At 63.0% G+C, this 21,406-nt stretch carries 13 protein-coding genes and 8 pseudogenes; 11 read left to right on the plus strand and 10 right to left on the minus strand.

Features of this window, described 5'->3' with window-relative positions; all coding sequences use genetic code 11:
• Positions 1 to 54 precede the first annotated feature (54 nt).
• Both ACWW1C_RS20140 and ACWW1C_RS20145 read right to left on the minus strand, forming a co-directional pair.
• A pseudogene (locus tag ACWW1C_RS20140) lies at positions 55 to 373 on the minus strand (transposase); the annotation flags it as partial.
• A gap of 38 nt (positions 374 to 411) precedes the next feature.
• Positions 412 to 747: pseudogene (locus ACWW1C_RS20145) on the minus strand (transposase); the annotation flags it as partial.
• A 274-nt stretch (positions 748 to 1,021) separates the two neighbouring features.
• On the opposite strand from ACWW1C_RS20145, the gene ACWW1C_RS20150 reads away from it, so the two are divergent.
• The 9 genes from ACWW1C_RS20150 to ACWW1C_RS20190 all read left to right on the plus strand — a co-directional run bounded on the left by ACWW1C_RS20150 (position 1,022) and on the right by ACWW1C_RS20190 (position 10,643).
• Entirely contained in the window at positions 1,022 to 1,783 is a 762-nt protein-coding gene (locus ACWW1C_RS20150; protein ID WP_082762349.1) for an MlaE family ABC transporter permease, read from the plus strand.
• Positions 1,783 to 2,637, plus strand: coding sequence for an ABC transporter permease (locus tag ACWW1C_RS20155; RefSeq protein WP_061010783.1), 855 nt, complete (start codon positions 1,783 to 1,785; stop codon positions 2,635 to 2,637). Before ACWW1C_RS20150 ends, ACWW1C_RS20155 begins: the two co-directional genes overlap by 1 nt.
• 12 nt (positions 2,638 to 2,649) lie before the next feature.
• The gene (locus ACWW1C_RS20160) at positions 2,650 to 3,996 is read left to right on the plus strand and encodes an MCE family protein (protein WP_061010785.1); all 1,347 of its coding nucleotides are present in this window, start codon (positions 2,650 to 2,652) and stop codon (positions 3,994 to 3,996) included.
• A gap of 30 nt (positions 3,997 to 4,026) precedes the next feature.
• A complete protein-coding gene (locus ACWW1C_RS20165) occupies positions 4,027 to 5,055 on the plus strand; it encodes an MCE family protein (RefSeq protein ID WP_061010787.1) in 1,029 nt (342 codons plus the stop codon).
• Complete coding sequence (locus ACWW1C_RS20170) at positions 5,052 to 6,344, plus strand: MCE family protein (RefSeq protein ID WP_061010789.1); 1,293 nt, start codon at positions 5,052 to 5,054, stop codon at positions 6,342 to 6,344. The genes ACWW1C_RS20165 and ACWW1C_RS20170 overlap by 4 nt, the downstream gene beginning before the upstream one ends.
• Positions 6,341 to 7,684 carry an MCE family protein gene (locus ACWW1C_RS20175; protein ID WP_061010792.1) on the plus strand — a complete coding sequence of 448 codons (1,344 nt, stop codon included), beginning with the start codon at positions 6,341 to 6,343 and terminating at the stop codon, positions 7,682 to 7,684. The genes ACWW1C_RS20170 and ACWW1C_RS20175 overlap by 4 nt, the downstream gene beginning before the upstream one ends.
• Positions 7,685 to 7,689: 5 nt before the next feature.
• The gene (locus ACWW1C_RS20180; RefSeq protein ID WP_061010796.1) at positions 7,690 to 8,811 is read left to right on the plus strand and encodes an MCE family protein; all 1,122 of its coding nucleotides are present in this window, start codon (positions 7,690 to 7,692) and stop codon (positions 8,809 to 8,811) included.
• Between the two features lies 1 nt (position 8,812).
• On the plus strand, positions 8,813 to 10,270 hold the full coding sequence (locus tag ACWW1C_RS20185) for an MCE family protein (RefSeq protein ID WP_260940852.1): 1,458 nt from the start codon (positions 8,813 to 8,815) through the stop codon (positions 10,268 to 10,270).
• Between the two features lie 217 nt (positions 10,271 to 10,487).
• Complete coding sequence (locus ACWW1C_RS20190) at positions 10,488 to 10,643, plus strand: TetR/AcrR family transcriptional regulator (RefSeq protein WP_162563878.1); 156 nt, start codon at positions 10,488 to 10,490, stop codon at positions 10,641 to 10,643.
• 511 nt (positions 10,644 to 11,154) lie between these two features.
• On the opposite strand, the pseudogene ACWW1C_RS20195 reads toward ACWW1C_RS20190, so the two are convergent.
• The 3 pseudogenes from ACWW1C_RS20195 to istA (ACWW1C_RS20205) form a co-directional block, all read right to left on the minus strand.
• A pseudogene (locus ACWW1C_RS20195) lies at positions 11,155 to 11,256 on the minus strand (ATP-binding protein); the annotation flags it as partial.
• A 111-nt stretch (positions 11,257 to 11,367) separates the two neighbouring features.
• A pseudogene (istB, locus tag ACWW1C_RS20200) lies at positions 11,368 to 12,118 on the minus strand (IS21-like element helper ATPase IstB); the annotation flags it as partial.
• A gap of 49 nt (positions 12,119 to 12,167) precedes the next feature.
• Positions 12,168 to 13,729: pseudogene (gene istA, locus ACWW1C_RS20205) on the minus strand (IS21 family transposase).
• 42 nt (positions 13,730 to 13,771) lie between these two features.
• On the opposite strand from istA (ACWW1C_RS20205), the pseudogene ACWW1C_RS20210 reads away from it, so the two are divergent.
• A pseudogene (locus tag ACWW1C_RS20210) lies at positions 13,772 to 14,036 on the plus strand (ATP-binding protein); the annotation flags it as partial.
• 569 nt (positions 14,037 to 14,605) lie between these two features.
• Here ACWW1C_RS20210 and ACWW1C_RS20215 read toward each other — a convergent pair.
• The 5 genes and pseudogenes from ACWW1C_RS20215 to ACWW1C_RS20235 all read right to left on the minus strand — a co-directional run.
• Positions 14,606 to 16,210: a class I adenylate-forming enzyme family protein gene (locus ACWW1C_RS20215; protein WP_061001026.1), complete on the minus strand. Its 1,605-nt coding sequence runs from the start codon at positions 16,208 to 16,210 to the stop codon at positions 14,606 to 14,608.
• A 31-nt stretch (positions 16,211 to 16,241) separates the two neighbouring features.
• Positions 16,242 to 17,135: an SDR family oxidoreductase gene (locus ACWW1C_RS20220; protein ID WP_061001030.1), complete on the minus strand. Its 894-nt coding sequence runs from the start codon at positions 17,133 to 17,135 to the stop codon at positions 16,242 to 16,244.
• 298 nt (positions 17,136 to 17,433) lie between these two features.
• A complete protein-coding gene (locus ACWW1C_RS20225; RefSeq protein WP_110917514.1) occupies positions 17,434 to 18,576 on the minus strand; it encodes a thiolase family protein in 1,143 nt (380 codons plus the stop codon).
• On the minus strand, positions 18,576 to 19,001 hold the full coding sequence (locus ACWW1C_RS20230; RefSeq protein ID WP_061009849.1) for a Zn-ribbon domain-containing OB-fold protein: 426 nt from the start codon (positions 18,999 to 19,001) through the stop codon (positions 18,576 to 18,578). The genes ACWW1C_RS20225 and ACWW1C_RS20230 overlap by 1 nt, the downstream gene beginning before the upstream one ends.
• A gap of 600 nt (positions 19,002 to 19,601) precedes the next feature.
• Positions 19,602 to 20,227: pseudogene (locus tag ACWW1C_RS20235) on the minus strand (DDE-type integrase/transposase/recombinase); the annotation flags it as partial.
• Here ACWW1C_RS20235 and istA (ACWW1C_RS20240) point away from each other — a divergent pair.
• Positions 20,226 to 21,297, plus strand: a pseudogene (istA, locus tag ACWW1C_RS20240) (IS21 family transposase); the annotation flags it as partial. The pseudogenes ACWW1C_RS20235 and istA (ACWW1C_RS20240) overlap by 2 nt on opposite strands.
• Positions 21,298 to 21,406 lie beyond the last annotated feature (109 nt).

A 21,406-nucleotide genomic window follows, 5' to 3' on the forward strand; every position in this document is an offset into this window, starting at 1 on the left:
ACCAACACCACACCACCCGTCAACCTGCGCCACCGCTATGGGCCGCCGGTGATGCCCAACCCGACACGCCACTCGCTTCAGAATCTCGTTGGCGCGCTTGAGTTCTCGGATCTCCTGCGCGAGTTCCTTGACCCGCGCCGACTCCGTGGTCGTCACGCCAGGCTCGTACCCGTCGTCGATGTCAGCTTGGCGCACCCACGAACGCACCGACTCCACCCCGTAGCCGAGCTGACGGGCGACCCGATACACCGTCCCATGTTCGGTACCCAGCTCCGCCCGCCCCCAACGTGCGGACCGTCCGGACCGCAGCGGCGTTCTCCTCCCAGCTGTACCTACGTGTGGTCGGCTTCCCTGGTGACTGTTCACTCGGCATGACTCCATCCTCGTTTCCAAGGTCAGGAGCCTCCACATTTCCCGTTGCGATTCAATGTCGATCTGGCCGACGGTGTCAGTGAGCACCGTCTTGGTGCGCGTACCGTTACGGGAGTTGGCACCGTTTCGGCCAGCCGGGTCGTGCTTGTCATAGCCCAGGTGAACGGCCAGTTCTTCCAGCGCAGTCTCGACCACCGTCTTGGTCAACGCCCGAAGCACCCCGTCGGCGGTATCGGCGAACGACACCCCGCAGGCCTGCAACAGGCGCACCAGCTCCCGCGCGGTCGCCAGCTCATCCGGTGCGGGTGAGCTGGCCATGGACACATCATCGTGAGTATCAGCTGCAGAGGACACAGCCCTCATCGTCTCGGTCACTGTGGACCCTTCCCACCAAGCTCACGCTCGGCGTGTTGGGCCATTTACACCGAATCCCGCAAACTCCCGCTGGCTCCTCTTGTCCTCTCGCTCGACGTGCCGTACGCTCCCGACTGTGAATCTGAAGTAACATTCGAGTTCGGCTTTAGTAGGGGCCGTGAAGAGGGTTTGATTGCCAGCGCGGATGGTCACGCTCCCATTTGCATTACTTCCAGGCCCGGGTCTCTACGGGTGAGTCGCGAGCTTGCTGCTTTTACCGAGAAGTTGGGGAGTTATGCGGTCTGACGTAGTTCTGAAACCCGTTGGTGCGCTCGGGGGCTTCTTCGCGATGACCCTGGATACTCTGGTGGCAATGGTGCGGCCGCCCTTTGCCTGGCGAGAGTTCTTGCTGCAGGCGTGGTTCGTTGCACGGGTATCGGTCGTGCCGACTGTGATGCTGTCGATCCCGTTCACAGTGCTGTTGGTCTTCACATTCAACGTGCTGCTGGTGGAGTTCGGCGCCGCAGATTTCTCGGGCACCGGTGCTGCCCTCGGGACAGTCACCCAGATCGGTCCGATCGTGACGGTGCTGGTGGTCGCCGGCGCCGGCGCGACGGCGATGTGCGCGGATCTGGGTGCCCGCACCATCCGTGAGGAACTCGACGCGCTGAGGGTCATGGGCGTTGATCCAATAAAGACCCTCGTGGTGCCGCGCGTGCTGGCGGCCATGGTCGTCGCGCTGCTGCTGTCATCGGTCGTGGTGTTGGTTGGACTCGCTGGGGGCTTCGGGTTCTCGGTGTTTGTTCAGCACGTTACGCCGGGGGCGTTTGTCGCCGGTCTGACATTGGTGACCGGACTGTCCGACGTGATAGTCGCCCTGATCAAAGCCGCGCTATTCGGCTTGTCGGCCGGGTTGATCGCCTGCTACAAGGGCACCACCGTCCAGGGTGGGCCTGCGGGGGTCGGCAATGCGGTGAACGAAACCGTGGTGTTCTCGTTCGTAGCGCTGTTTCTTATCAACGTGGTTGCCACCGCCGTCGGCGTGAAGGCTAAATGATGACCGCTAGTGTTCCCAGCAGACGTTTGTCTAGGCTGAGCCGGACGGTGCGGGGCGTCGTCGACCGTTGGAACCAAATGGGTGGCCAGGCCCATTTCTACTTCAGTACGCTCGCGTCCACCGGTGACGCGCTGGTGCGCTACCGGGCCGAGACGGTGAGGTTGGTCGCCCAGATGGGACTGGGGACTGGGGCCTTGGCAATCATCGGCGGCACGATCTCGATCGTCGGATTCCTCACCCTGTCAACTGGAGCGCTGGTGGCGGTGCAGGGTTACAACCAGTTCGCTGATTTCGGCGTCGAGGCGTTCACCGGCTTCGCATCGGCATATCTGAATGTCCGGCTCATCGCGCCTCTGACCGCCGCCATAGGGTTGGCCGCCACCATCGGTGCCGGTGCAACGGCGCAGCTGGGCGCGATGCGGATCAACGAGGAGATCGACGCACTCGAGGTAATCGGTATCCGGTCGATCGCATACCTGGGTTCCAGCCGTTTGGTGGCAGGGGTGATTGTGCTAATCCCGCTTTACTGCGTAGCGGTACTGATGTCTTTCTTCGCTGCGCGCTTCGGCACTACCTTCGTGTACGGCCAGTCGACCGGTGTGTACGACCACTACTTCAATACGTTCCTGAGCCCAACCGACCTCATTTGGTCGTTCTTCCTGGCGATCGCGATGGCGATCGTGGTCATGCTCGTACATACGTACTACGGATTTACAGCCGCCGGCGGGCCGGCAGGCGTTGGTGAGGCAGTGGGACGGGCGATGCGTGCGTCGTTGATCAGCGCCGCGATGGTGATCGTGTTCGTGTCGCTGGCCATCTACGGTCAGGCCGGCAACTTCCACCTGGCCGGTTAAGGAGCTCCGCTCATGGACTTTCGATCAGGGGAACGCAGCATTCACCCGGCGTGGTGGACGCTGATTCTGGTGGCTGCCATCGTGACGTCAGTGGTGGTGTGCTTGGGTTTCTTCGCGGGGTCCTTCAAGTCTTTCGAGACGGTGACGTTGGTGTCGGACCGCTCAGGGTTGGTGATGGAGCGAGGGGCAAAAGTCAAAATGCGCGGCGTCGAGGTCGGTCGGGTGGCCTCGATCAGCGGCGGTGCCGGACCGGTAAGCATGAATTTGGACCTCTTCCCCACCCAGATGCAGTTCATCCCCGCCAACGTCGAGGCCGAGATCAAAGCGACGACCGTGTTCGGCGCGAAGTACGTCGAACTGATTGCGCCGAGTGATCCGAGCGCCCAACACCTGACAGAGGGGGCGGTGCTGCGATCACGCAACGTCAGCACTGAAGTCAACACGGTGTTCCAGAGTCTCGTCGGCGTGCTGAAGCAGGTCGACGTCTCGAAGCTCAACGCGACGTTGAGCGCGCTGGCCGACGGGGTGCGCGGTCAAGGCCGGCGCATCGGAGAAGCCACCACCGCAGCCAACAGCGTGTTAACGGCGGTCAACCCGAGAATGGACACCTTGGCGCAGGATTGGCGCTCGCTGGCGGGTTTCAGCGACGCCTACCGTGCGGCCGCTCACGACATACTGGCCACAATCGATGCGGCCAGCGTGACGAGCACGACGATCACAAACCACGCCTCGGACCTGAACGCCTTGCTGCTCAACACGATCGGTTTCGCGAATGCGGGTGTCGACGTGTTGGCGCCGAACAGGGACAACCTGGTTAATGCGATCAACATCGCGGCCCCCACCACAGCTTTGCTGCTGAAGTACAACCCTGAGTACACCTGCACCCTGGTGGCCACCAGGAATCTGATCACGTCCGAGAACGGCGGGTACTACGTGTACGGCGGCGGCAACGGCCATTCGATCATTTTGGATGTGGGTTTGGACCTGGGTGACGATCTCTACAGGTACCCCGAAAACCTGCCGATCGTCGCGGCCAAGGGCGGCCCTGGCGGAAAGCCAGGCTGCGGTTCGCTGCCCGACCCCAACAAGAACTACCCAGTGCGCTATCTGGTTACCAACACCGGGTGGGGTACCGGTCTCGATGTGCGGCCGAATCCAGGCGTCGGCCATCCGGGGTTGATCAACTTCTTCCCTGGCACTCAGGCGGTGCCCAAACCGCCATCCGTGCGGGGTGACGGGCCACCGGCGATCGGCCCGGTGCCGTACCCGGGAGCACCACCATACGGAGCGCCCCAGTACAGCCCGGACGGCGCGCCGCTGTATCCGGGAGTTCCGCCGGCTCCGCCCCCGTCACCCTGACCGCCCGACCAGACGCTGAGGAATGCAGCTATGAAAGAAAACCTAGCAGGAGCGACCCGGCGCCTCGCGATCTTCGTGGTCGTGTGTGCACTGGGCACCTTCGGCCTGCTGGCCGTGTTCGCGCAACTGCGATTTGGCGACGAGCAGCTCTTCAAGGCCGAGTTCACTGATGTGGGCGGGCTGGAAGAAGGTGACTTCGTGCGGATCGCGGGCGTAGAGGTCGGCAAGGTCAGCAAGATCTCCATCGAACCGAACGCACTCGTGCTAGTGGAGTTCTCGGCAGCCAAGTCCGCTGTGCTGACTGATGGCACCATTGCCGCGATCCGCTGGGCCGACGTGATAGGCGGACGCTACCTTGCCCTCGAGGAGGGTGCCGGGGGTGTGAAGCGGTTGGCGCCAGGGCAGACCATCGCCACTGGGCAGACCCGGCCCGCGCTCGACCTGGATGCGCTGATCGGCGGGTTCAGACCGTTGTTCAGGGCGCTGAACCCCGACCAGGTCAACGCTCTGAGCGGTCAGCTGATCGCAGCGTTTCAGGGCGAGGGCACAACGGTGAACTCGTTTCTCGCTCATACGGCAGACGCCACCGCCACACTGGCAGACCGCGGTCAGCTGATCGGTGAGGTGATCACCAACCTGAATACGGTGCTGGGGTCACTTGCACAGCGCAGCGACCAGTTCGGCAAGGCGATCGACTCGCTCGCGCAGCTGATTCAGCTGCTCGCTGAGCGTAAGAGCGACATCAGCAGCGCGGTTGCACACACCAACGCCGCTGCGGCGGCAGTCGCAGATCTGCTAGGGGCTGCTCGGCCGCCGATTCATAAGGTCGTCACCAACCTCGACCGCACGGCCGGCAACGTGGTGGCCGATCACCAATATGTCGATGATCTGCTCAAGACCCTGCCAGATTCGTACCGCATGCTTCGACGTCAGGGGCTGTACGGCGGGTTCTTCAGCTTTTACTTGTGCGAAATTCTGGTCAAGCTCAACGGCAAGGGAGGTCAACCGGTGTTCGTAAAGCTGGCTGGTCAGACCTCGGGACGGTGCGCTCCTCGATGAAACCTTTCGCTCAACGCAACCCTGTGGTCACCGGTGGAATCGGCATCGCACTGACCGTGGGCCTCATCCTCGCTGCCCTGCAGTACGACAAGCTGCCCTTCTTCGACCAGGGCAGGCAGTACTCGGCGTACTTCGCCGAGGCCGGGGGCCTGCGGCAGGGCGAGGCTGTGCAGGTATCGGGACTGAAGGCGGGCAAGGTTTCTGCCATCGAACTCGACGGACCCCGCGTGCGGGTCACTTTCACGGTGGACAAGAATATTCGCCTGGGCGAGCGGACCGAGGCGGCGATCAAGACCAAGAGTCTGCTCGGCGCCAAGATCCTGACCCTCACGTCGAGGGGTGACGGCCAACTGTCCGAGCCGATCCCGCTGGACCGCACCACGCCGGCCTACGAACTGCCCGACGCTCTCGGTGACTTGGCCACCACGGTCAGCGGGTTGGACACAGACCAGGTGTCGAAGTCACTGGCCACGCTGGCCCACACGTTCTCCGATACTCCACCAGATCTCAAGCTCGCCATCGACGGGGTGGCCCGGTTCTCCCAAACCCTCAATGATCGCGACACCCAACTACGCGGCCTGCTGGCTAACGCCAATAAGGCGACCACGGTGCTCGCCGAGCGCACCGACCAGATAGTGGGCCTGATCGCCAACACCGACACACTGCTAGCCGAGTTACGAACGCAGAGCGCTGCCCTCGATCAGCTCTCCGCGAACATTTCGGCGGCCGCCGGACAGCTTTCGGGGTTCATCGCGGAGAACCGGCAATCGCTGCGGCCGGCCCTGGATAAGCTCAACGGTGTTCTCACGATCATCGACAATCGGAAAAAACAAGTGCAGCAAGCACTGAAAGAGCTCCCGGGCTATCTGCTGAGCTTGGGTGAGTGCCTTGCTTCGGGCCCGTTCTTCATGGCCTACATCGTCAACCTACTACCCGGGCAGTTCGTGCAACCATTCATTGACGCCGCTTTCTCCGATCTCGGTCTCGACCCGAACGTGTTGCCGCCCAGCAAGTTGAGCGACCCACAGACCGGGCAACGCGCCACCCCGCCGCTGCCGCTCCCGTACCCCCGCACCGGTCAGGGCGGCGAGCCACACTTGACGCTCCCTGATTCGATCACCGGAAATCCGGGCGATCACCGGTATCCGTACCGGGAGCCCTTGCCGGCGCCGCCGCCGGGCGGGCCGCCGCCAGGACCTCCGAGTGAGGCGACGCCCGGCCCGGTGTGGACGCCGCCCGCGCCGAAGACGGTCGTCAGCCAAGCTCCGGCAGAGGAGCCGGCACCGTGAGCCGCAAGAGCCGAGCGATCCTCGCCGTCGGGCTGTTGCTCATCCTGGTCGCCGCTGTCGCTGTTGTCGTCCGTCCGCTGTGGGGTGTGACGAATCGGACGCACATGGTTGCCTACTTCGACAACAGCAACGGCATCTTCGTCGGGGACGAGGTGCGCATCCTCGGCGTCCCGGTAGGCGAGATCGACCGGATCGAACCTCAGCCGCAGCGCGCGAAGATCTCGTTCTGGATCAACGGCGCGTACAAAGTTCCCGCTGACGCGAAGGCGGTGATTCTTGCCCCACGCCTAGTCACAGCGCGTGCGATCCAGTTGACGCCTGTTTACACCAGCGGACCCGCGATGAGTGGCGGTGCCGTAATCCCCCAGAACCGCACCGCCGTGCCGGTGGAGTGGGACGAACTGCGCGACCAGCTCGAGAAGCTGACAAAGGCCCTACAACCCACCCAACCCGGTGGAGTCAGCACGCTAGGTGCATTCGTCAACACGGCCGCGGCCAATCTCCGTGGTCAGGGTGCCAAAATCCGCGAGACAGTCATCAAAATCTCGCAAGCCTTCGCCATACTCGGAGACCACAGCAACGACATCTTCTCGACCGTCAAGAACCTAAATGCGCTTGTGTCCGCTCTGCAATCGAGCAGCGATTTGTTGGCCCAGTTGAATGTAAACCTCGCCGCGGTAACCGCCACGCTGGCTAACGACCCCGATGAGGTGGGGCGCGCCGTCCAGAATCTCAACACCGCTGCTCGCGATGTCACGGATTTCGTTGCCGACAACCGGGAGGCCATCGGCACCACCTCTGACAAGCTCGCATCAGTGTCCCAGGCCCTGGTCGACTCCCTCGGCGACATCAAAGAACTCCTGCACACTGCGCCGAATACGATCCAGAATCTCAACAACATCTACCAGCCCGCGCAGGGGACTCTCTCAGGTGCCCTGGCGATCAACAATTTCGCTAATCCGATCCAGTTCCTCTGCTCGGCCATTGAGGCCGCCTCACGTGAGAACGGGGAGCAGTCGGCGAAGCTGTGCGCGCAGTATCTGGCGCCGATCTTGAAGAACCGGCAGTACAACTTCCCGCCGATCGGAGAGAACCTCTTCGACGGAACAACCGCCCGCCCCAACGAAGTGACGTATAGCGAGGACTGGATGCGACCCGACTATGTGCCACCGCGGCCCGCGCCGGCGCCGGAGGCAGCGCCCCCGGTAGGCCCGCTGCCCGCCGAAGTTCCGCTGCCGAACGGTCAGGAGTCTTTGCCTGCACCCGCTCCCACGGCTGTGCCCACCGACCCGGCCGCCGGTCTGCCCGGCCTGATGTTGCCGCCGGGGGGAGGATCGTGACGGCGATGCGTCTACCCGCGATCCTGCTGGCTCTTGCGCTGGCGGCTGTGCTGTCGAGCTGCGGCTGGCAGGGCCTGAATTCGCTGCCGATGCCGGGCACCGAGGGGGGCGGACCCGGCTCGTACGTAGTTCAGGCAGAGCTCGCGGACGTGACGACGATTCAGCCGAACTCCCGTGTTCGGATCGGCGATGTCAACGTGGGCACTGTCACGAAGGTGGAGCTGCAGGGCTGGCACGCCCTGATCACGATGCGACTCAATGGTGACGTGACCCTGCCCGCGAATGCGATCGCCACCATCGGGCAGACGAGTCTGCTGGGCTCGACGCACGTCGAGGTGGCCGCGCCGACAGATGCCGCCCCGCAGGGCCGGCTGCACAACGGATCGCTGATCCCGCTGTCGTCGAGCGCGACCTACCCCACCACCGAGCAGACGCTGGCGGCCGTTTCGTTGTTGCTCAACGGTGGCGGCATCGGCAGAATTGAAGAGATCACCCGGGCGTTCAGCACGGCCTTCGCCGGGCGCGAGAAGGACCTGCGCAGCCTGGTCGAGCAACTCGACCGGTTCGCGACGCAGGTAAGCACCCAGAAGAACGATATCATCATGGCCACTGAGAGCCTCAACCGCCTCACCGGCCAGTTCGCCGAGCAGAAGCCGGTCGTGGACCGCGCCCTCGTGACGATCCCCGATGCGCTGGCGGTGCTCAACGAACAGCGCACGAATCTTGCCGACGCACTCGATGCGTTTGGCAAATTCAGCGCAGTGACTACCGACGCCGTCAATAACACCAAAGAGAATTTGGTCAAAGAACTCAACGACATCGGCCCGGTGTTGGAGTCCCTGGCCAACGCCGGCTCCGCACTGACGCGATCATTCAGCTTCTTCCTCGCTCCCCCGTGGGCCAAGGAAACGCTCCAGAAATGGTGGCGAGGTGATTTCGCCAACTTGACGGCGGTTATCGACCTCACTCTCAGCCGCCTCGATTCATCGCTGTTCACCGGCACCCGGTTCGAGTGCCAGCTAACCCAACTCGAGCTGCAGTGGGGCCGCACCATCGGCCAGAAGCCAAGCCCGTGCACTGCTGCCAATCCGCTTGTAGCGCCCTACCGAACCGACCAGGGGCCGTGACGTGCGACTGAACAGACGTGTCAAGCTTCAGCTTGCAATCTTCATGGTGGTGGCCCTGGTCGCCGGTGCTGTCATGATCTTCGGATTCATCCGGCTGCCGGCAACACTGTTTGGTGTAGGCGAGTACACGGTGACCGTTGAACTGCCGCGAGCGGGTGGCATCTATGGCGGTGCCAACGTCTCGTACCGCGGTACGGAAGTGGGCCGCGTTACCGCGGTGCATCTCACAGACAAGGGTGTTGCGGCGGTCTTGTCGCTTCGATCCGACGTCGCGATCCCCTCGGATCTCGACGCGGACGTGCACAGCGTGTCGGCGGTCGGAGAGCAGTTTGTCGCACTGTCTCCACGCAACGGCACCTCACCGCCCCTGAAGAACGGCGACACCGTCGTCCTAGACCGCAGCACCGTCCCGCCCGACATCAATGGGCTTGTCGATGCCACCAACCGGGGCCTGCAGGCTATTCCGCGCGACAACCTCAAGACCGTCGTCGATGAGTCCTACACCGCTGTTGGCGGCTTGGGACCGGAGATTTCACGGATCGTGCGCGGTTCCACCGCACTCGCCATCGACGCCAACGCCCAGCTGGATTCGCTCACCTCGTTGATCGACCAGGCCCAGCCGGTTTTAGATTCCCAAGCTGGCACCGCCGACGCAATTCAGGCATGGTCCGCGCACTTGGCCGAGATAACCGCTCAGTTGCGGAACCGTGACGCGGACGTCGCCGGGTTGTTGACAACGGGTCCTTCGGCCACCGACCAAGCTCGCCAATTATTCAAGCGGGTGCGGCCGACCGTGCCGATCTTGTTGGCGAATCTGGTGAGCTTGGGGAAGGTGGCGGTGCTCTACCAGGCCGGTATCGAACAGCTCTTAGTCGCTGTGCCGATGACTGTCCAGAACTTTTACTCTGTCACCGTCGCCAACCACAACACCAAACAGGCGTACCGGGGTGCTACCCTGGACTTCAATCTCAACATCAACCTACCGCCGCCCTGCACAACCGGTTATTTGCCTGCGCAGCAGCGACGCTCGCCTGCACTTGAGGACTACCCGGACCCGCCGCGAGGCGCGTTGTACTGTCGTATTCCGCAGGACTCGCCCATGGCGGTCCGCGGCGCGCGCAACATCCCGTGCGAGACGAAGCCCGGTAAGCGAGCTCCGACCGCGTGGATGTGCGAGAGCGACGAGCGGTATGTGCCGCTCAACGATGGGAACAACTGGAAGGGCGACCCGAACGCCACCCTGACCGGCCAGGGCATTCCGCAGTTCCCTGCGGGCGCACCGCCGGTGCCTAACACGCCGCCATCGACACCGCCGCCGCTGTCGGTTGTCGAATACGACCCTGGCACGGGAAACTTCACCGGTCCTGACGGTAAGGTCTACTCGGCAATCAGCGTGAGCCAGACTGTGAAGCCGGCGAACGACTGGAAGGCGATGCTGCTGCCGCCACAGAGCAGGTGACAGCAGAGGGCCCGCTGGCCGCGAATCGCGGAGAAGCGGACTGCCCAGAACCGGCGGACCAGGGTGTGGTGGCCACTTGCCTGTGAACTCGGCGAAAAGCACGCTGGCCAGCTACGGCATCGTCGGCGTTGATGAACCGCCCTGGCCTCCCAGTGCCGCGTCAAGTACTTCCCAGCGGCCCATGTGGATAGGATTCCAAAGAATCAGGGAGGTGTATATGGCAAGGCAACGGGCAACGAGCGCGCAGGCGATTGTCGATGCGGCCGCGAAAGCTTGTGAACGCAAAGGGTACGGAGACGCGACGATCGGCAATATTGCAGTAGAAGCAGGGGTGAGCAAACCGACCGTCTATCAATACGTCGAATCCACGTAGTGGCCGTTGGAAACGATCGTCGAGCAATTGATCTACCCGCTGCGCGATGGTGTCTTGGAGATTGTGAACAGCGACTACACATCTCGGACGAAACTTGAGAGCTACATTCGTCTACAGGTCGACTAGGCTATCCGCGACCGTGCCTACTCTAAGATCCTATTGGCGGATCAGCACCAGCTTTTTCGGCGTGGGCGGCGCAACTACGGCGTTGGGCTCGCGAAGTGGATCAGGCGGGAGTTGCGGAATTCGGTGTAAATGGCCCAACACGCCGAGCGTGAGCTTGGCGGGAAGTGTCCACAGTGACCGAAACGATGAAGGCTGTGTCCTCTGCAGCTGATACCCACGATGATGTGTCCATGGCCAGCTCACCCACACCGGATGAGCTGGCGACCGCGCGGGACCTGGTTGTAGCCTACCAGGGTGATGGGACCACTGGTTTGCCATTCGCATGGGACCGGGTTGTTCCGATTTCAGGCCGTGTGTCGATGGTGACCGATGCGATGGTTGCCGGTCAATCCGACGAAGTCGGAGGGACCGGTTTTGACTTTCCGGGTTTCTGGCGTTGCCAGTAGGACTCGCCTTCCACGACGAGTTCGTAGGCTGCTGATTGCAGGTGTCAACGACGGACGAATGTCGTCCGTCACGCAATTCCCCGGCCTGCCGTCACGGAATTCCTCCAGGGCGGGCCTCGGTGTTGAGGGTAGCGCGGGCCTGAACTTGGGTCGGCTGTTGGGGCGGCCGGTCGTTTCCGGGGTCGGAAAGACGGGCCGTCCATGAGGACCTGGTGGCTGGTGTTGATCAGCCGGTCGAGCAGACTTTCGGCGACCACGGGGTTGGGAAACAGCGGGTACCAGTCTTTCGGGGCGCGGTTGGAGGTCAGGATCAACGGCTTGCCGTTGATCGCTCGGTCGCTGATGAGCTCATAGAGATTGTCGGCGTGCAGGGCGGTGTGCTCACGCATCGCGAAACCGTCGATGATCAGGACGTGGGGTTTGGTGTACTCGCGTATCCTTTTGCCCCAGGACCGGTCTGCGTAACCGCCAGCCAGATCGGCCAGCACCCGGCTGGTTTTGGCGAACCGGATGTCACCGCCGCGGCGGGCGACTGCACGCCCGAGTGCCTGTGCCACATGGGTTTTCCCACCCCGACCGGGCCATACAGAATCACGGATTCGCTGGCGTCGAGCCAGCGCACGGCTGCCAGGTCGCGGATCATCGCGGACGGGAGTTTCGGGCTGGCGGCGAAGTCGAAGTCTTCGAAGGTCGCTTGTTCCTCGAAGCGCGCGCGGCGGATTCTCCTTGCGAGAGCGTTGGTTTCACGGCGGGCGATCTCGTCTTCGCAGAGCACTTGCAGGAATTCCAGGTGCCCGAGCTCTCCCTCGCGGGTTTGGGCCAGGCGGGCGTCGAGGGTGTCGAGCATGCCGGTGAGTTTGAGGGTGCGCAGCGGTTACGCAGCGCGGGGTCACTGATAGACATCATGATTCCTAAAAGGTGCGTTGGGAAAGTGTATGGTGGGCAGCAGCTTTCAGGCGGCGCCGCAATCACCGAACTCGTCGGGGCCGCGCAGGAACGCCGGGACCGCCGCGATCTTGCGGCCACTGGTGGTGCTGATCGGGTCATCGGTGTCGGTGCCGGCGAACAGGATCCCTTTCACGGTGCGATAAGTCGGGATCGCCAGCGTCGATGGCGCGGGCGCAGGCAGCTTCCAGACGGTCCATGCCGTGCTTTTCGCGGAGCCGCGGTGTCCCCTGAGCGGCGCGCAGGCGGTGGATCGCATTGGGTGACAACAACTCACCGATCACCAGTTCGCAGGCCGGGCCGACTTCGGCGGCGATCTTGCGGCACCAGGTCGGGCCTTGCAGGTGGAAGGCGATCTTCTCCGGAGGGTAGTGCTCCAGGTTGGTTGCCCGCCTCGACAGGTGCAGCACGTGGGTGGCCACGACGTTCTGGTCACGGAAGATTTGCACGATGTCGCCGCTGGTGCGGGCGTGCCGCCGTTGCCCGATCAGCCGACATGGCACCGAATACAGGGGCTTTGCCGATTTTCATGTGGGTGTCCGAGCCCACCACCCCAATGGACCATACCGATAGCGTGAACGGCGCCGCCGGTAGCGGTGCCAGCTCACCTGCTTCGAGGCTTCGAATACCCGCACCGGCTGCCCACCATCGAGAGCCCACGAGTTCCGCATTCCGGCGACCTGCAGACTCCACCGGATCGCTTCGGCTTACATCGCCGTGATGCTGGTGAATTCCCTTCCCCGCCAGAAAGACGCGCACGTACTGCATGGGGCGTTCGACCCGGGGTTTGTTGTTGGGCTTGCTGGCCCGTGCCGGATCGATCAGCGTGCCGTAATGCGCCGCCAGTTCGGCGTAGGTGCCGTTGAGCTTCGGGTCGTAGAGATCGGGCTTGTCGACCCCGGTCTTGAGATTGTCGATCACCAACCGGGCCGGGACCCCGCCGAAGAACTCAAATGCCGCCAAATGCGATGCGCACCATGATTTTTGGTCCATCTTGAGCACCGGTTTCAGGAACAGATGCCGCGAACAAGACAGCACCATCACGAACGCCCATACCGCCACCCGCCGGCCGCTGCCCGGATCGAGCCACATCCCGAGCTTGCCGTAATCGGTCTGCGCTTCGCTACCCGGATCCACCGGACCACGCGGCACCGTCACCTTCTGTCGTGCCGCTTCCTCTGCGAAATATGCTGCGACCCAACGCCGCACCGACGACTCCGACGCGGCCACGTCATGCTCGTCACGCAGCCGTTGGGCGATCCTGGCCACCGTCACCTCAGCGGCCAGCCAGTCCATAATCTGCTCGGCGTGCCCGGCGATTGCCGGCCACGTAACTGCGCGGGCGGTCGGATCTTGAAGTGCCGGAAACCATTGCGCCGCTTTGACTGCCCACTGCTCCATCGATAGCTGTCAACGACGGTCGAAAATTGACCCCGTAGCGTCGATAGGGGGTCAGTTTTCAGGCGTCGTCAACAATAGCGGTGGCCCGCCCGGTTTGATGCCCTCAGCGATCGCCGGGGCGGTGTATTTACGGATCGTTTTCCGGTCGATCCCTAGCGATGCGGCCATCTCTCACGCCCACACCTGGAGGAATTACATGACCGCTGACACATCCTCGACGAGATCAGATTCGCCCCGCTCGATGACACCGGCACCAAACTGTTGTTCAGAATCGTAGCCGCCGGCTATGAACGCCGTTCGCTGGCCGTCGCCTCACATTGGCCGTGGGAGCAGCGGGGCCGCTTCCTGCCCAAAACACACCACCGCAGCCAGCATCCTGGACCGCCTGCTGCACCACGCCAGCATCGTCATCACCTCCGGCCAGTCCTACCGGATGCGCCACGCCGACCACAGGAACGGGACCCTAAAAAGTTAGCCAATCACCGCAACTGAGTGGGGACTTTCCCCGGCCAAAAACGAAGACTTCTACATGGCCGTTGCCAGCCGGCAAGCGGTTCCGCCGCGTCAATGGCCACCTGCACCTCGCGGCACTGCGCACCGCTCGTGAGCATCAGTTCGCCGAAACTGTCGGACCCGTCGTGCACAATGACAAGCTGAGCGCAGCCTGACGCTCACCGGGCCGCAGCCGCAGTTCCACGGAACTCGGGACAACCTCGTGTGGTAACCACACCGATACCGGAGGTCCTCACCTATCTGCGCTCACCACGCCGTTCACAACCTGTATGGGAACTACATCTAGGTCAATCCCGTTGCTGTGCAATGGATTACGCAGTGTTCTATCGGGTGACCGATTCTGGTGAAATTTCTGATCACGTCACAGCCCCGATGCTTCAAGTGGCCCAGTTCCACGCCTTGCTTGATCGCCGGCCGGCTTCGCTGTCTGGCTGCACCCAGGGCTTATGGGGACAACGCCACGCCGATTGCCGCCGCTCTGTCAAGAGACTACTGAAGTTAAGACGAATCACCTGTCCGGTCTGCGGCGATTCACCGTCGGTCGAGCACGTACTCACGGAAGCGTTGTCGGAGTTCGGCCTTCATTACCTTGGCCATCGCATTCTTCGGCAGTTCGTCCACGACAACAACGTGGCGTGGGCACTTGTAATCAGCGAGGTGCTGCCGGCAGAACTGGTTGACCCGTTCGGCGCTGACATCATCTTCGCCACCGAACCCCGCCTGGGGCACGATGACCGCTAGAATATCCTCACCCAGGTCGGGGTGTGGCACCGCAATGACGGCGGCTTCCAGGACCTCGGGCATCTCAAGCAGCACGCGCTCGACCTCGATAGCGAAGATGTTGTAGCCGCCGCGTAAGACCATGTCCTTCTTGCGGTCGGTCAGATAGACGTAGCCGTCCTCAGCGACATACCCGACGTCACCGGTGTGCAGCACGTTGCCGCGCCAAAGCTCTGTGGTGGTCTGCTCACCCTTGTAGTAGCTGCGCCGCGGGGTCTCCGACCTGAAGCAGATCTCGCCCACCTCACCTTGCGGGAGCGGGTTACCGTCATCGTCGGCCACGACGACCTCGCAACCCAGAGGTCGGCCGACGGAACCCGGACGGGCAAGTATGTCTTGCGGGTCGGGACCGAGCATGCAGGCCGCACCGGCACCTGCCTCGGTGAGGCTGTAGCCGTTCAGCATCTTCACTGTCGGCCAGATCTCCAACATCTTGCGCACCGTGTCGGGTTGAATCGGTGCTGCTCCGAAGAAGACGAACTGAAGCGAGCTGTAGTCGTGATCCTTCACCTTGGGGTGTTTCATAGCCAAGTTCAGCATGGTGGGCACCCCCATGATCGACGTCGCTCGGTGTTTTTCGATCGAAGCGAGCAACTGTTCCGGATCAAAGCGGGGCAGCACGATCTGCGTGATGCCTGCACGAACGCTGAGGAGCATCAGTCCGTGGCAGCCCGTAAAGCCAAACAGGGGAACGGCGTGGAGCAGGCTGTCGCCGAAGAGCGCACCAAGAAGCGCACTGAGATTCGCCTGTCCGGGCTCATCTGCGAGATTGCCCTCGGGCACCAACACGCCCTTGGGCATCCCCGTCGTACCGGATGTGTAGAGGAGGTCTGCCGGGTCATCGGCCCCAGGGGGAGGTTCGAGGGCAGGCACGTCCGTCGACCCCTCACCCGTCACGTCGCCGAGGGGATGAAGGCCGTCCAGTGCTTCGCCGCCCGTCACGAAGAAATGTTGGAGCTTGAAGCGGCCGGGACGACCGCCGAGCTCGACCTCTCGCCCTGCGGCGAGTGGGACTAGGACGTCACGGTGGGCGGGTCCGCTGATCACCGCCACGGCGTCGCTGTGCTCGAGCACATACTGTTTCTCCGGCGCAGCCCACCTGGTATTGAGCGGCACCGGCACGGCACCTAGTTTGTGGATTCCCCAGTACGCGGCGTTGAAATGCATGGCCTGGTCGTTCGCGAGAAGCATGGCCACTTTCTGACCGCGGCTAACACCGACGGCGTGCAATCGGTGGGCGACCCGACTGCTGGCGAGATCGAGTTCTCGGAAGGTCACTGCGCCGTCATCGGCGATGACGGCGGGCTTGTCCGGTTGGAGCTCGGCGGCCCGGCTCAGCAAATCGATCACTGCCATGAGGTAGCCCCTTCTCGTCGTGCGTTCATCGTCAGCCGAGCGCCTTCATTACGAAGCCGATCTCGTCATTAGCCTGCGTCGGAGTGATGTAGCCGTCTCGGTCGCAGATCGCCTCGAGGTTGTCGTGGACTGCTTCGATATCGAGCGTCGGCGATGCGAACCCCTTCGTCACACCAATGAAAATCTCCGCTACTCGCCCGCCCCCAACGGAGAAGATCCTCGACGTGAGATCACACGACTCATGGCATAGATAGGCCACAACCGGGGCGACAAGTGCAGGATCGAGCTTCTCTGCGACCGGCCCCAGAAGTTCCTCGGTCATCCGCGTGCGCGCCATCGGTGCGATCGCGTTAACCTTGATGTTGTACTTCGCGCCCTCCTGTGCAAGCACACGCGTGAAGCCGACGATCCCCATTTTCGCGGCCCCGTAGTTTGCCTGACCGAAATTGCCGAAGATGCCGGCGGCCGACGAGGTGTTGACGATCCTCCCGTAGCCTTGATCACGCATTCTCGTGAACGCGGGTTGCGTCACCCATATGGTGCCGTAGAGGTGGACGTCTATCACCGGGTCGAGCAACTCTGGCGTCAGATGATGGAATGACTTGTCTCGCAAGATGCCGGCGTTGTTGACGAGAATGTCGACTCGCCCAAAGGCGTCGATCGCAGTCTGTACGATTGCCACCCCGCCTTCTTGGGTCGCCACGCTGTGACCGTCGGCGACCGCGACACCGCCGGCTGCTTCGATCTCCTTCACGACGGCCTCCGCGGGGGTCAAGTCGGCACCCACACCGGCGACGCTGCCGCCGACATCGTTCACGACGACGCGCGCGCCGCGTGATGCCAGCAACATCGCATGCTCTTTACCGACGCCGTTTCCAGCCCCGGTGACGATGGCGACCTTCCCGTCGTAGCTAAAACCATCCATGCCAATTCCTTTCATTTCGTTGCCCCGCGGGGCGGGTTCTCTAACGTCGTCGAACAAAGACAGCACCATTCATGCGGGTGGTCCGATCAGCGACGACAGACTTCACCCGACCGAACGCCCGTATACCCTCGCGGCTACCTGAGCGATCGAACGCGAGCCACATTCCAGTGGGAAACGCGCTGAACGGATTGCCGCGGCGGCTCCATCTGCGCTCCCGTCCCCGCTGCGAAGCTTGCGGTGTTAGTCGCAAGCATGGTGTGGCCCTCCAACTCGAAGGTCTGCGCTACCGAGCCGCCGGCTACGCGGTGGACTGCAGAATGTGAATTACGCAGACCGCGCCAGCACCCATCATGTGAGCGAGCCCGGTGCGGGCTCGTTCGACCTGCAGCGGCCCCGCCTCGGCCCGGAGCTGCCGCGTCACATCCCAGATCTGAGCCAGGCCGGTCGGACCACCGGGGTGTCCGCGACCGATTAGCCCGCCGTCGGTGGAGAACGGGATCCGACCACCCAAACTTGTCGCCCCCTCGGCGACGAGTTTGTCCCCCTCCCCTGCCTCACACACACCCAGAAGCTCGTAGTACATCAGTTCCTCGATCGGGAAAGCGTCGTGCACGTGGGCGAGATCAAGGTCAGCCGGCCCTACGCCGGCCTCCTCATAGGCGGCCTTGGCCGTGGTCTGGGTGAGTTCACCCGGACCGACGACCGCGCCCATGAAGATGTGGCCGTCGACGTACTGCTCGGACTGCTGCTGACTGGCGACCACCCGAATCAGGGGACGTGAACCGGCCAGTCGCTCTGCCACCTCTCGGGTTGCGACGATGGCGGCCGCAGCTCCTGAGCCAGCGGCACAGGCCATCTTTGAGGTGTGTGGGTAGGAGATCATGCGTGAAGCGAGAATCTCTTCCACGGTGACCTCATGATCAGCCCGCCGCTGCGCATATGGATTGAGGCGAGCGTGATTCCAGTTCTTTGCGGCGATGGCGGCATAGGTCTCGACCGTCGTACCCACGTCGTACATCCGCCGCGTCGCCCACATGGCGAAGAACGCGGCCGGAAGAATCACTTGGCCAATACCCGGCTTGTCGCCCCCGATAGCCGGCGCAGCTCGGTTGAGGTCGTCGAAACCCAGCGCCATCGCAACATCGACGCTACCCCCCGCCACCACCTGGACCGCCTCGTGGAAGGCGCACGATCCGGTTGCCGAAGCATTCTCCACGTGAGAGATGGGGATGCCGGTGAGACCGAGATCCTTGGCGAGTGTGACACCAGTGAGCAGACCGGCGCTGATGTACCCGTTGTACAGATAGCCCACGGCTTCGAAGCCGATACCTGCATCTTCGAGCGCGTTTACCGCCGCCTCAAAGCCCAGGTCAGCGGCATTGGCGTCCGGCTGGCCGAACGGCACCATCCCGACGCCGATCACATAAACATCGCGAGCCATCACTGGGGTGTCTCCTGTCCCGCCGGGCCGAATCGGAACGAACACAACTCGGTGCCGTCGGCTTCGGTGACGAGGGGATACACCTCGAGTTGCATGGGCATCCCGATCTCCCAGTCACCCATTCCGCCCCGCAGGATGGACTGCACACGGACGCCTTCAGGCAGTTCAATCTGGCCGACACCGTGGCCGTCGCCGGTGGAGCTGAAACGCGTTTTCCCCATCCACGCCGACTCTACGAAGGTCCAGGCGTACAGCTCACCGGTTGGCGACAGCAGGACATCCTCCACAGCCCCTGCCGTCAGCGGACAGCGGCGCCGACGTGGAAAGAAGTACTTGTCTGCGGTTTGGCTGTAGGAACCAATCAACCGCGGCTGTTCGTGGCCGTCGGGCATCGTGAAGTAACCGTCTTCGAATGGTCGACGCATCGTGTGGGGTCTCCGGTCGTGTGGGATTGAGGTTGGACAATTCATTTGTCTCATTTGTCGTGGCGAATGCTGGACGACCCCTCGCCTTGCGGCGTTCCGAAGGATCGATCGCCTTAACTCTTGCTTCGCGTGCAGTGGCTATAAATTGGAATCGCGTTGTTTGGTCATCCCTGAGTGTGTTGGCGTGGTCAGTAAGTGCGCCGAAGACGGTTGCCACTTGAGGGAGGACCGATGAGGCACGGCAGAAGCGGGCGAACATCAGCAATTCCGCACCGGATCAGCTACAGCGGGCTTCGACGCCGAAGGTGAGATTGCCGTTGCCACAACACCTTTGAAGTCAAGGTGGTGTCTCATGTTGTTGTCCCTGCGCCATGAGGAAGGGTACCCGCGCTCGTTTCTCCGTAAGCTCCCCGGCCGGGCCGAACGTCGAATACTCGGTCCGCGGTGCATCCGACAGCGATCGACTCACCTCCACCTCCCCACTCTCAAAGTCATCTCCGCAGCGCCCAGGTTGAGCCGAAGTTATTGGTCGTTAACATACTATCAAAATAGTTCCGTGAAGGCATAGTGTGAGGTTGCCCCCGGATGGTGGACACGGGGTCAGGCGGCTTGTGCCGTCTGATGATGGCGGTGCTCGAAGTCGATTGGGCTGATCATGCCGATCTTGGAGTGCCTTCGTCGGCGGTTGTAGATCCGTTCGATCCAGTCGCCGACTGCGAGCCTGGCAGCGTGCTTGGTGGGCCAGGCGTATCGGTGGCAGAACTCCGATTTCAGTGTGCTCCAGAAGGATTCGGCCTGGGCATTGTCCCAGGGTGTACTGCGTGCCACGGTCAGCGTGGAAGATGACCTGTGCGGGCAAGGCCCCACGCAGCGCCACTGCCATCGACGGTGCGGACTCCACCAGATCGGTGCGCATGTGGTCCTCGACTGCCCAACCCAGGACCCGCCGCGAGCACCCGTCGTCGAACCGCGCACAGGTACAGCCAGCCCTCACCGGTGGGCAAGTACGTGATGTCCGAGGTCCAGACCTTGTCGAGCTCACCGCGGTCGAATCGACGGTTGACCAGGTCGTTGGGGCGGTGTGCGTCGAGGTCGACCACGGTGGTCACCGGGGTGAACTTCCGCGGGCTGATCCCGGCCAGGCGTTGGCGGCGCATCGAGGCCGCCACCGTCTTGCGGGAGATCACCTCCCCGTCTTCACGCAGATCGGCCAGGATGCGCGGTGCGGAGTCGTCGGTGCGGCGTTGGGTCGCAGCATATTTCGCAGAGGAAGCGGCACGACAGAAGGTGACGGTGCCGCGTGGTCCGGTGGATCCGGGTAGCGAAGCGCAGACCGATTACGGCAAGCTCGGGATGTGGCTCGATCCGGGCAGCGGCCGGCGGGTGGCGGTATGGGCGTTCGTGATGGTGCTGTCTTGTTCGCGGCATCTGTTCCTGCAACCGGTGCTCAAGATGGACCAAAAATCATGGTGCGCATCGCATGTGGCGGCATTTGAGTTCTTCGGCGGGGTCCCGGCCCGGTTGGTGATCGACAATCTCAAGACCGGGGTCGACAAGCCCGATCTCTACGACCCGAAGCTCAACGGCACCTACGCCGAACTGGCGGCGCATTACGGCACGCTGATCGATCCGGCACGGGCCAGCAAGCCCAACAACAAACCCCGGGTCGAACGCCCCATGCAGTACGTGCGCGTCTTTCTGGCGGGGAAGGGAATTCACCAGCATCACGGCGATGTAAGCCGAAGCGATCCGGTGGAGTCTGCAGGTCGCCGGAATGCGGAACTCGTGGGCTCTCGATGGTGGGCAGCCGGTGCGGGTATTCGAAGCCTCGAAGCAGGTGAGCTGGCACCGCTACCGGCGGCGCCGTTCACGCTATCGGTATGGTCCATTGGGGTGGTGGGCTCGGACACCCACATGAAAATCGGCAAAGCCCCTGTATTCGGTGCCATGTCGGCTGATCGGGCAACGGCGGCACGCCCGCACCAGCGGCGACATCGTGCAAATCTTCCGTGACCAGAACGTCGTGGCCACCCACGTGCTGCACCTGTCGAGGCGGGCAACCAACCTGGAGCACTACCCTCCGGAGAAGATCGCCTTCCACCTGCAAGGCCCGACCTGGTGCCGCAAGATCGCCGCCGAAGTCGGCCCGGCCTGCGAACTGGTGATCGGTGAGTTGTTGTCACCCAATGCGATCCACCGCCTGCGCGCCGCTCAGGGGACACCGCGGCTCCGCGAAAAGCACGGCATGGACCGTCTGGAAGCTGCCTGCGCCCGCGCCATCGACGCTGGCGATCCCGACTCGGTAAACCTTCACTGACAGCCGCTGCGTGCGGAGGCACTGGAGTTGGCAGAGCCCCGCAAAACCCGAGCCGAAACGAGCACGTCGACTTTCTCCACCTCCGGCG

The sequence above is a fragment of the Mycobacterium sp. HM-7 genome, from assembly GCF_053852335.1.